This is a genomic window from Bifidobacterium cebidarum, from assembly GCF_009193305.1.
In the GTDB taxonomy this organism is placed as follows: Bacteria; Actinomycetota; Actinomycetes; order Actinomycetales; family Bifidobacteriaceae; genus Bifidobacterium; species Bifidobacterium cebidarum.
In genome coordinates this window covers 27,817-39,747 of record NZ_WBVS01000001.1, presented here as the reverse complement: position 1 = coordinate 39,747, position 11,931 = coordinate 27,817, and the positions used below count along the sequence as shown (strand labels likewise).

The window sequence follows — 11,931 nt, the reverse complement described above, 5'->3', positions numbered from 1 at the left end:
GGGGGAGTTCCCTTTTTCGATTCCGGCGCCGTGTCTGTCGGTGATTATCGGTTTGCTGCCTGCTGCTTTACTGGACGAACAATCGTGAAGCAGCGGCTTCCGCATCGGCATAAACCGTGGAGGCCGAGGCGAGGCTTTGCTGAATGGATTCCAATGATGCCTCCATCTGCTGCTGTGCCGCACGCCACTGTGCCGCAACCGAGGTGAATTGGCTGGCCGCTGAGCCTCGCCACGCCTCTTGCAGGGCGTTGAGATTGGTGTACATGCCGTTCACGGCCTGTCGAATCTGACTGATGGACTGAGCCACGGCGGCCGAGGATGATTGGATTCGTTCCGAATCCACTTGATATTGGGGCATTGAACAGCTCCTTTCCTTATTGGGTCGTATGTGCGATTGCATGTGGGGTTGTATGTGTATGACGCTCGATAATGCGAATACCGAACGCTAATGTGGAGCCTATGGCAAATTCGACTTGGGTACCCGTTCAAACGACCAATGTGGTTCTAGCTTCCGCCTACGGTGAGGAAAATACTCATAGTATGGCCAGGCAATGGCTTGTTCGCGCCATTGCCGTACTGATTGCGATGATGCTGAGCTGCATGTGGACAACCGCTTATGCCTATGGGGATAACTCCGATGACAGCGCCAATGATTCGAACAGTTCGAACAGCGGCGTCACCATTACCGATAACATCACCGATACGGAGAACCTCCTGGGGTCCCATGCCGCGGAAGTCACGGATGCCATCGCCAAAACCGAGCAGGAAACCGGTGTGCATGTGCATTTGCTGTATCTGTCGAGTTTCAACAGTGATCAGACGCCTCAGAAGTGGGCCAGTACCGTACTGGAATCCACCAATCCAAAGCCGAATACCGTGCTGCTGGCGGTCGCCTCGAACGACGGCAATCTCGTGGTGGCTGTCTCCTCGAATTCCGATGAATGGCTGAAAAGCCAGGAAACGGTCGATAAGCTGTCTGCGGCGGCGCAGGAGCCGCTGATGAAAAGCACGCCGGATTGGCCCGGTTCCGCGACCTCCATGATGGAGCAGATCATCCAATCCAAGAAGACCTCCACATCCAGTTCGTCTGTCACGATCGGCGTGATCGCCATGATCGTGGTGCTGGTGGTGTTGGTCATCGTGGTGGCGTTGATGATCATCATTCGAGTTCGCAGCAAGGGCAAGAAGCCGCGTCGTGCGAATCGTCAGACGCTCTCCAGAAACGAGAAGAAGGCCCGCCGGGCGAGGATCGCGCAGCGCAAGGCCCAACGAAAGGCGCGGCAGGCGGCTGAAATGGACTCGCAGTCAGGCCCGAAGCTGGACTCGCAGTCAGCTGCTGATAACCACGACAACGAATAACTTCAAGCGGACATTCAGGAAACGCTCAGACGAACGCGCCACTCTAGGAAGCATGAGTAAGCCTATTGAAGCATCGATTGTTGTTGTTGACGATGAGCCGTCCATCCGTGAACTGCTGGTCGCCTCACTGCATTTCGCCGGATTCGAGGTGAACACCGCGGCTTCCGGTTCGGAGGCCATCGAGGTGATTGAAAAGGTCCAGCCCGATCTCATTGTGCTTGACGTCATGCTGCCTGATATCGACGGATTCACCGTGACCCGCCGCATCAGGCAGGAAGGCATCGACTCGCCGGTCCTGTTCCTCACTGCTCGTGATGACACCCAGGATAAGATCATGGGATTGACCGTGGGCGGCGACGATTACGTGACCAAGCCATTCAGTCTCGAGGAGGTTGTGGCCCGTATTCGCGCCATTCTGCGCCGCACCCGCGAACAAGTGGAGGATGATCCGATTATCCGCGTGGCCGATCTCGAAATCAATGAGGACTCCCACGACGTGACCCGAGCCGGTCAACCCATTGATTTGAGCCCCACCGAATACAAGCTGCTTCGTTATCTGATGGACAACGAGGGGCGCGTGCTGTCCAAGGCCCAGATTCTCGATCATGTCTGGCAATACGACTGGGGTGGCGATGCCGCCATCGTGGAATCATACATCTCCTACCTGCGCAAGAAAGTGGATGGCCTGGAAGTCACCGACGAGAACGGCGAGAAGCATAAGGTGACTCCTCTTATTGAGACCAAGCGCGGCATCGGTTATATGATTCGCGAGCCCAAGCACTGATACGTTGAAGCTATTACGCCTATGAGTGAACCACAGCAGCAGCCGGGAACGCCGGCCCAAGAGACCACTGCGTGCCAAAACGCCCCTGGCGCGCCTTTGACCCAGCGCGTCAAAGAGCATCACGAGCACAAGAAGAACATTTTCTTCCAGCATTTCGACCGCATCTCCCTGGGTGGCAAGCTTATGGCCGCGACCATCGCCGTGCTGCTGGTGGGCATCACCGTCATTTCCTTCTCATTGCGCACCTTGGTGGGCAATTACATGCTGGAGAAAACCGATACCCAGCTTTCCCAGCAAAGCGATCTGGTATTCCAGAACATCGATCTGCTTTCCAAATCGGATACTTCCAGCGGCCTTTCCGGTCCGAATTCGTATTTCTTGCAAATCCAGTACACCGATGGGACCACCGATTCCGATGGCAAGCCCTTGGTGGTGACGCCATTGCTGCCGCAGCTGCAGGACGGCATCGTATCCGTGCCGGTGCTGCCTACCTATGGCAATACCGATGGCATCACCTTGGGCAAGGTGTTCACCGCTCCGGCTGTCGCACGGCAGATTGTCGAAGTGCAAACCAATGATTCCGGGACGTCCGCCAATGGCGGCGATGATTCAGGCGATGCGGGCGGCAGCAATGGCACGAATGCGCCGGATTCATCTGGCGGCCCGGCAACCGATCCCGCGCCGAATGGTTCCAGTTCGTCTGGCTCGGTGACCAAGATCCTCTCCTCGCCGAAGTCGAATGCCAACCGTGCCGCGGTGTCGGCGGCCAGCGCGCCTTGGCGCGTCGTGGCCAAGGAATGGACCGCAAAAACCAGTAATGGCGGCAAGGTCGTACGTGGCGTGGTGTACATCGGACTGTCCATGTCCGATCAGATCGACACATTGAAAACGCTGACCCAATATTGCATTGTGGTGGGCATCGCCGTGGTGTTGCTCGGCGGATCACTGTCCACGCTGATTATTCAGCGTACCCTGATGCCGTTGAAGCGTATGGAGAAAACCGCCGCGAAAATCGCCGCAGGGGATTTGAGCCAGCGTATCCCATCCGCTCCGGAAAACACGGAAGTGGGTTCGCTCGCCGCGTCGCTCAACACGATGCTGACCCGAATAGAAGTCAGCTTCCACGAGCAGGAGGAGACGACCGAAAAGATGAAACGGTTCGTCTCTGACGCCAGCCATGAGCTGCGTACGCCTCTTGCCGCCATTCACGGTTATGCGGAGCTCTACAAGATGCAACGGGACATGCCCGGCGCGTTGGAGCGTGCGGATGAATCCATCGAACATATCGAACGTTCCAGCCAACGCATGACCGTGCTGGTGGAGGATCTGCTGTCGTTGGCGCGTCTGGACGAGGGACGCGGCATTGATGTCACCGGCAGCGTGAACCTGTCCTCGCTGGTCACCGATGCCGTGGACGATTTACATGCGCTCGACCCGGATCGAGTCATCTCCCGCGACCGTCTGGAGCTCGTTCCCGCACGGGATCTGAGCCATCCGGCCTCGTTGCAGACGATAGACGGCGACTGGGATGCCGTCACCTTGCCGGGAGACGCGTCTCGCTTGCGCCAGGTGGTGACCAACATCGTCGGCAACATTCACCGATACACTCCCGCCGATTCCCCGGCACAGGTGGCACTCGGTATCATGCCTGCTGCGATAGATCCGCGGCAGCTTGCGCAAATGCCTACCACGGAAGCCTCGATGAGGCGTTTCGTCGAGGCAGCGGAAGTCGGCCAATCCATGCGGACCGGTTACCGATATGCCGTGTTGCGATTTGTGGATCATGGGCCAGGCGTCCCGCCGGAATCCCGGTCGAAGATCTTCGAACGGTTCTATACCGCCGATCCATCCCGAGCAAGGCAGAAGGGCGGCACCGGATTGGGCATGGCCATCGCCCAATCGGTGGTCAAGGCGCATCATGGGTTCATCTGCGCCACAGGAACGGAGGGGGGAGGCCTGACCTTCACGGTGATTCTGCCTGTGGAGCGCATGGCCGCAACGCCCCTGGCGCAGCCGGCCATCGCCAAGTCCAAGGAGCCCAAGGCGAAGACCTCCTGGTTCGGTGGTGAGCGTAAAGCGTAAGCGACTCCTCCAAAGTGGCGCAGGTCAAGGCCTGTGAGGTACACTGTTCCTTCAGTTCATTACTCCCTATGCACTAAGGAAGGTTTCGCAATGCCCACCGGTCGAGTTCGTTGGTTTGACGCAGCCAAGGGTTATGGTTTCATCACCAATGAGGAAGGCAAGGACGTGTTCCTGCCGGCTCAGGCCCTACCTGCAGGCGCCACTACGCTGCGCAAGGGTGCCAAGGTGGAGTATTCCGTGGTTGACGGTCGTCGCGGACCGCAGGCCATGGGAGTCCAGCTGATCGCTTCGGCGCCGAGCTTGGTGAAGGCCACGCGCCCGAAGCCGGATGACATGGCTGCGATTTGCGAAGATCTCATCAAGATGTTGGACGCGGCCGGCAACACCCTGCGCCGTCATCGTTACCCGTCTTCCGCCGAAAGCAAGAAGCTGGCCACACTGCTGCGTGCCGTGGCGGACCAGTTTGACGTACAGGACTGATTGCATCCATGACTGATTCCACCGAAACCACTGTGACGCCGGATCCTCGCGCCATAGCGCATGCTGTGCTGCTGGAAGTGGCCGACGAGCCCGAGCAAGTGGGGCAGTTCGTTGTCGCCAACGAGCTTGAAGACCACGTTACCGACTTCCGATTCGCCGCGAATATTCGCGGATACGAGGGTTGGCAATGGTCGGTGACGCTTTATCACGATCAGGAGCTGGACTCCTGGACCGTGAATGAATCCTCGTTGATTCCTACGGAGGAGGCGTTGCTTCCACCGAAGTGGATTCCTTGGAAGGATCGTCTTGAACCAACGGATCTTTCTCCCACCGACTCGATCGGCACCGATCCCGATGATGAGCGTCTGGAGACCGGTGAGGTAGAGGAATCCTCGGTACCGGACGTCAACGATGCGGCGGAGACGTTTCGCCTGACACGTCGCCATGTGCTGAGCCCGTTGGGCCGAGCACAGGCGGCCAAACGCTGGTATGAAGGTCCACGTGGCCCGAAGGCATTGAGCACCAAGACCGCGGCCGGCAACCTATGCTCCGATTGCGGTTTCTTTGTGCCGCTGACCGGCGAATTGGATCGCATGTTCGGCGTATGCGCCAACAAGTGGAGCCCAGATGATGGCCGTGTGGTTTCTCTCGATCATGGTTGCGGCGAGCACTCCGAGATCGAGCCGCCGGAACCGAGCCACCTGTGGGTGCAGTCCAAGCCGGCGTTGGATGATTTGCACATCGACATTGTGGCCCGTCCCAAGACTCGTAAGGCTGAGGAATCTGAGCCTAAGGATGAGCCTGCTGATGTCGAGGTTTCGGCTGAGCCGGCCAAGGATGCTGGCGCGGTCGATGGCGTCGACGTCATCGTCGATGCCGATAATGCGGTGGTCAACAATGCCGCCGATGATACTGGTGCGAAGTCGGATGATGGCGTTGCTGCGACTGATACGGCAGTGGACGAATCCAGCGCAACAGCTGTGGACCCAGCCGATATGGATGGTGACACCGACGATCAGTCCGGCACGCAATCCATCGAGCAGCCTATCGATGATTCCAGTGCCTCTGAAGATGCCCTCGATGACGTTGATGCCGGTGAAACCGATGCCGATTACGATGATGATGAGGCCACCGAAGAAGACATCATCAACAACACATCCGTTGATGATGGCGATGATGACATCGACATCGATGACGAGTTCTCCGATACCACGGACGATGTGGCCCCGGAACTCGAAACAGTCATTGATCTGATCGAACAGCTGCGTCAGAGCAAGGCTGAAGAGGAATCCGATGCTGATGATGACAATTCTACTGACTTGGACGCTGCTGATGATTCCGTTGACTCTCAAGCCGGTGTTTTGGACGATTCTGACGAATCCGGCAATGATGCCGACAACGAGCAGTAACAACTCAGCGCGGCAAATTCTCGAGATGGCTATTTTCCCATTATCGACGAACTGTGAGATTCCAGACAGTGCTTACTCTGAAAAACGGTAAGAAACTACGATAGGAAATCGGGTGGTGAGATTACGAAGGGGGAATCCCGCCACCCGATTTGATTGATATCGGCATTGGAATCAGTGTGTTATTGCAATGCCCATGCCGGCTGTTGTTAGTGCACCACGGTCACCGTGCATTCGGCGAAGTTGACGATTTGGCGAGACACCGAGCCAAGGAAGTGCGCGTCCAACCCGGACAATCCACGCGATCCCACCACCAGATGCGAGGCATAACGCGAAGCCGCGATCAGGCCTTTGGAAGCACGGATGTGGAAAGCGTTTGCGGTCACGGATACACCGTCGGGAATGACGGCTTTGGCCATCAGCCCGTTCAGAATCTCCTCCGCTCGGCGCTGGCCGACCTCAACTGGTGGCACGGCGTTCTCGTATCCGGGAACCACACCAAGGTCGCGCAGCTGCCAGCAGAACATCACATGCAGCGGACGATGATGGAGTCGTGCCTCCTCCAAGGCGAAATCGAAAGCTCGGCGAGAGGTTTCGGAGCCGTCGACACCAACCACAACCGGACGAACATTCGGTTCGGTTTCTGGTTCCGGTTGCTCATAGTGCACGGGCTCGTCGCCGGGCGTCAAAGCATTGGCGATGGCATCGGTGACGCTTTCCTCCTCGCCGCCGGTCAAACGCACCACGGTGACCGGTACTTCTGCCTCTTCGGCCAGGGAGGCAGACAATGATCCCAGGAACCAGCGCGCCACGCGTCCCAACGAGCGACGTCCGACTACGATCTGCTGCGCATCATGACCGATCTGCAGCAGGGCAGTGGTGCCGGACGCCTTGACGGACGTGAGTTTCAGGTTGGCGGGGTCGAAATCAATGCCTGTGGTGGCGCGTTCCACCCATTCGCGCAACTCGTTGGCGATATCGTGACGGATCTTGGCCCATGCTTCATCGCTATCCGGTTCAGCGCCCATATCCCAGGAATGTGTCCAACCGAATACGGCATTGACGCTTTGCCCGGACAGTGAGGCCTCCTCCAAAGCCCACTTCAATGCGGCGAATGATTCATCAGAGCCGTCAACGCCAACCACGATGTCGGCCTTGGTGTTCAATTCAGTCATCACAACCTCCTTTGGCATCAGTGTGAATGATGAATATACGTCCAGCATATCGTTTTCTTTCCCGCTTACGGCGCAATTCATGGAATCAGGTGAATAAACGTCACCGCAAATCGGTAGAGTAAAACGGAATGTCTATTGAGGAAGGACAAGCATGTTCGAACGGTTTACCGACCGTGCACGGCGCGTGATTGTGTTGGCGCAGGAAGAGGCCCGGTCTCTCCAGCACAACTACATCGGCACCGAACACCTGCTGCTCGGCCTAATTCGTGAAGGCGAAGGCGTGGCTGCCAAGGCGCTCGCTTCGAAGGGCGTGGAGCTTGATGCCACTCGCAAGCAGGTTGAAGAAATGATCGGCAAGGGCAACGCTGCTCCGAACGGGCACATCCCCTTTACTCCGCACGCTAAGCAGGTACTGGAGTTCTCGCTTCGTGAAGCCCTTCAGCTGGGTCACAGCTACATCGGCACCGAACATATTCTGCTCGGCCTGATTCGCGAGGGTGAGGGCGTCGGCACTCAGGTGCTCATCAAGATGGGTGTTGATCTGGGCGAGCTGCGCAGCGCCACGATTGATATGATTCGTGGTAACTCTGGTACGTCCGGTGATGGTAAGGGCGATTTGGCCAACGCTGGCGGTGTTGCTGATAAGCAGAACAAGTCCGGTTCCGCCATCCTTGACCAGTTCGGCCGCAACCTGACCGCTGAAGCTGCCGAAGGCAAGCTGGACCCGGTGATTGGCCGTACCAATGAGATTGAGCGCGTTATGGTGGTGCTCTCTCGCCGCACCAAGAACAACCCGGTGCTGATCGGCGAGCCCGGCGTGGGCAAGACCGCAGTGGTCGAAGGCCTGGCCCAGAAGATCAATGCCGGCGATGTGCCGGAAACCTTGAAGGGCAAGCAGGTCTATTCGCTGGACTTGGGCTCTATGGTGGCCGGTTCCCGTTACCGTGGTGATTTCGAAGAACGCCTGAAGAAGGTGCTGAAGGAGATCAAGACCCGCGGCGACATCGTACTGTTCATCGATGAGATTCACACCATCGTGGGCGCAGGTTCCGCGGATGGCGCTCTGGGCGCCTCCGATATGCTGAAGCCGATGCTGGCCCGTGGCGAGCTCCAGACCATTGGTGCCACCACGACCGATGAGTACCGCAAGTACATCGAGAAGGATGCGGCTCTGGAACGTCGTTTCCAGCCGATTCAGGTGCACGAGCCCACCATCGCCGAAACCATCGAGATCTTGAAGGGCTTGCGTTCCCGTTACGAGAACCACCATCACGTGACCATCACCGATGGCGCTCTGCAGTCCGCGGCCGAGCTCTCCAGCCGTTACATCCAGGATCGTAACCTGCCGGATAAGGCCATCGATCTGATCGATGAGGCCGGTGCGCGTCTGCGCATCAAGCGCCTGACCGCTCCGCCGGAGCTCAAGGAGCTGGACGAGAAGATCGCCAAGGTGGCAGCCAAGAAGGATGAAGCCATCAAGGCCCAGGACTTTGAGAACGCCGCCAAGCTGCGCGACAGCCAGGAGAAGCTGGAAGCCGATCGCAAGGCCAAGGAGGACTCCTGGCGTGAGGGCGAGTCCGACGTCAAGATGGTCGTGGATGAGGATGTAATCGCCGAGGTCATCAGCTCCACCACCGGTATTCCGGTGTTCAAGCTGACCCAGGCCGAGTCCAAGAAGCTGCTCAACATGGAGGCCGAGCTGCACAAGCGCATCATCGGCCAGGATGAAGCAGTGTCCGCACTGTCCCGCTCGATTCGCCGTACCCGCGTGGGGCTCAAGGATCCGAAGCGCCCGTCCGGTTCGTTCATCTTCGCCGGCCCGACCGGCGTCGGTAAGACCGAGCTGGCCAAGGCGCTCGCCGAATTCCTGTTCGACGATGAGGACGCGCTGATTCGCGTGGATATGTCCGAGTTCTCCGAGAAGTACGCAGCTTCCCGTCTGTTCGGTGCGCCTCCGGGGTACGTCGGCTACGAAGAGGGCGGCGAACTCACCGAAAAGGTGCGTCGCAAGCCGTTCTCCGTGGTGCTGTTCGACGAGATCGAGAAGGCTCACCCGGATATCTTCAACACGCTGCTGCAGGTGCTGGATGACGGCCACTTGACCGACGGCCAGGGTCGCAAGGTGGACTTCAAGAACACCATCATCATCCTCACCACCAACCTCGGTACGCGTGACATTGCGAAGGCAGCCAACACGGGCTTCAATCTGGGTGCCAACAACGAGTCCAGCTACCAGCGCATGAAGGATCAGGTCAGCTCCGAACTGAAGCAACAGTTCCGTCCGGAGTTCCTGAACCGTTTGGATGACATCATCGTCTTCAAGCAGCTTACTGAGCCGCAGGTGCGTCAGATCGTCGATCTCGACGTCAAGCAGCTTAACGACCGCCTGTTCGATCGTCACATGTCGCTCGAGCTTACCAATGCCGCCAAGGACCTGCTCGCGCAGAAGGGCTTCGACCCGTTGCTTGGTGCCCGTCCGCTGCGTCGCGTGATTCAGCGCGATATCGAGGACGCCATCTCCGAGAAGATTCTGATGGGTGACCTCGAAGACGGCCAGCGCGTGGTGGTGGATGCCGAAGGCGAAGGTATCTTGGGCGAATTCACCTTCAAGGGTGAAAAGTTCGAAGAGCCGGCCAAGGCTGAAGATGCTGGCAATGATGAGGCCGCCGGTGTCGACGAACCTGTCGCCGCCAATGAACCGGAATTGGCTGATGCTGCCGCACCAGCCGCTGACTCCGGTTCAGATGACGCTGGCGAACAGTTTGCTGAATAATCCAGCTAGCGCATAACGCATAAGAAAGGCGCCTCGGTCCTGCACGGAACCGAGGCGCCTTTCTTATGCCAGTATTGTTCAGCCGCTGAAATCAACCTCGCCGAGCTTCTCGATGAGCTTCATGTTCTCGGAGTAATCAACCGGGCAGGCGATGATGTCAATGCCGGAGCCGGAACGCAAAGCCGAGCGCAGCGTAGGGTAGAGCTGGTCAGCGGACTCAATCAAATGGCCCTTGGCGCCGAAGCTCATGCCAAGTTCCACCACATCCGGATTGTTGAAGTCCACATATTCGTGGCTGCCGTCATGAATATCCATCTTCCATTTGATCAGGCCATAGGCTTCGTCAACCCACACCAGAATCACCATGCGGGCACCCACGCGCACGGCGGTTTCGATCTCCTGCACGTTCATCATGAACGAACCGTCGCCCATCACCGCCAATACCGGGCGTCCTGGATTCTCCAGCGAGGCCGCCACCGCGCCTGGCAGTGTCCAGGCCATGGTGGACAGGGAATTATCGATCACGCAGGTGTTGGAATAATAGGTGGGGTAGAGACGAGCCATCCACATCTTCAAGGCGCCGGTATCCACCAAGGCGATATCCGTATCCGTCTCCATCGCGCGGCGCGTATCGGCCACAATGCGCTGCGGCTTCATCGGGAACGAATCATCATCCGCGTACGAGGTGTATTCGGTTTCCAACAGTTCATGAATCTTCGGATGAGAGACGCCGAACGTCACATGCTCCGCATGCAGCTGGGCGATCAGCGCCTGCAGCGTGGCGTCGATATTGCCCATAATGTTCAGCGCGGTGGAGTAGTGTGCGTCCGTATCCTCGATGAACGTGTTGATGTGGATGATGGTCTTATCGTCGTTCGGGTTGATCTTCTTCGGGTCGAACTGCTGGATGGAGAAGCCTACCGCGATAATCAGATCGGCCTCATCGAACGCGAAATTCTCATAATCGTGGCGCATGAAGCCCACTACGCCGAGCGCCAGCGGAATGCGATCGGAAATCACGCCCTTGCCTTCGAACGTGGTGGCCACCGGCACATTAAGCTGCTCGGCCAAAGCCAGCAGACGGTTCTCCGCATGACCGCGGGCCACGCCATTGCCGGCCAAGATGATCGGGTGCTTGGCGCCGCGGATAATGCTTACGGCGCGAGAGATCGTGTCGGCAGTAGGCGCGAAGCTCATCGGATTCGGCAACGGCAGCGGGTGAGCGTCTTCAGGAGCCGGCATCTCGGCAACATCTTCGGGCAGAATCAGGCAGGTGGCGCCTGGTCGGTTGCGCTGGGAGATGGAGAAAGCCTTGCGCACCATTTCCGGCACCGAAGCCGGCTCCACAATCATCGACGTCCACTGGGTCAGCGGGCGGAATACGGACACCAGATCCACGATCTGATGTGATTCCTTGTACAGGCGACTCACATTGCCCTGAGCGCAGATGGCCACGAGCGGTGTGGTGCTGGCATTGGCCTGCGCCACGGGGAGCGTCAGGTTCAGCGCGCCTGGCCCCAGCGTGGCCAGGCAGACGCCAGGCTTGCCGGTCAGGTGACCCTGCGTGGCGGCCATGAAACCGGCTCCCTGCTCATGGCGGGTCAGGATGAAACGAATGCGTCCATCGCGTTCGATGGCCTCCATCAGCGGGATGTTCTCCTCGCCCGGGATGCCGTACATGGTTTCCACGCCTTCGTTGACGAGGCATTCCACGAACAGGTCGGCTACAGTGCGAATGTGATTGGTGTTCTGGGTCGCTGTATTCACGCTAGGGAAGTGTAACAGTCGGGATTGAGTACCGGGCATGTCGAGTACCGGGCATGTCGAACCGCGCAAGAAGCAGTAGTCGCCAGTTCCCTCACTATGTATGCG

Annotated in this window: 8 protein-coding genes and 1 pseudogene; 6 read left to right on the top strand and 3 right to left on the bottom strand. The window is 58.3% G+C overall.

What is annotated here, in order from left to right; translation table 11 throughout:
- Nucleotides 1–67 precede the first annotated feature (67 nt).
- Nucleotides 68–358, bottom strand: a complete 291-nt coding sequence (locus tag F7D08_RS00145; RefSeq protein WP_152208748.1) for a WXG100 family type VII secretion target — start codon at nt 356–358, stop codon at nt 68–70.
- 242 nt (nt 359–600) lie between these two features.
- Here F7D08_RS00145 and F7D08_RS00140 point away from each other — a divergent pair, with 242 nt between their 5' ends.
- From F7D08_RS00140 to F7D08_RS00120, 5 genes and pseudogenes are all read left to right on the top strand, one after another.
- The gene (locus F7D08_RS00140; protein WP_152209076.1) at nt 601–1,359 is read left to right on the top strand and encodes a TPM domain-containing protein; all 759 of its coding nucleotides are present in this window, start codon (nt 601–603) and stop codon (nt 1,357–1,359) included.
- A gap of 52 nt (nt 1,360–1,411) precedes the next feature.
- Nucleotides 1,412–2,143 (top strand): response regulator transcription factor, encoded by a 732-nt coding sequence (locus F7D08_RS00135; RefSeq protein ID WP_100493629.1) that lies wholly within the window; start codon nt 1,412–1,414, stop codon nt 2,141–2,143.
- 21 nt (nt 2,144–2,164) lie between these two features.
- A complete protein-coding gene (locus tag F7D08_RS00130; protein WP_152208747.1) occupies nt 2,165–4,225 on the top strand; it encodes a sensor histidine kinase in 2,061 nt (686 codons plus the stop codon).
- A gap of 90 nt (nt 4,226–4,315) precedes the next feature.
- On the top strand, nt 4,316–4,705 hold the full coding sequence (locus tag F7D08_RS00125; protein ID WP_100493631.1) for a cold-shock protein: 390 nt from the start codon (nt 4,316–4,318) through the stop codon (nt 4,703–4,705).
- A gap of 8 nt (nt 4,706–4,713) precedes the next feature.
- Nucleotides 4,714–5,958 (top strand): annotated as a pseudogene (locus F7D08_RS00120) (DUF3027 domain-containing protein); the annotation flags it as partial.
- A gap of 362 nt (nt 5,959–6,320) precedes the next feature.
- On the opposite strand, the gene F7D08_RS00115 reads toward F7D08_RS00120, so the two are convergent.
- Nucleotides 6,321–7,286: a universal stress protein gene (locus tag F7D08_RS00115; RefSeq protein ID WP_152208745.1), complete on the bottom strand. Its 966-nt coding sequence runs from the start codon at nt 7,284–7,286 to the stop codon at nt 6,321–6,323.
- 151 nt (nt 7,287–7,437) lie between these two features.
- Between F7D08_RS00115 and F7D08_RS00110 the strand changes: the two genes are divergently transcribed.
- Complete coding sequence (locus tag F7D08_RS00110) at nt 7,438–10,059, top strand: ATP-dependent Clp protease ATP-binding subunit (protein WP_152208744.1); 2,622 nt, start codon at nt 7,438–7,440, stop codon at nt 10,057–10,059.
- 78 nt (nt 10,060–10,137) lie between these two features.
- On the opposite strand, the gene F7D08_RS00105 is transcribed toward F7D08_RS00110, so the two are convergent.
- On the bottom strand, nt 10,138–11,826 hold the full coding sequence (locus F7D08_RS00105; protein ID WP_226803203.1) for an acetolactate synthase large subunit: 1,689 nt from the start codon (nt 11,824–11,826) through the stop codon (nt 10,138–10,140).
- Nucleotides 11,827–11,931 lie beyond the last annotated feature (105 nt).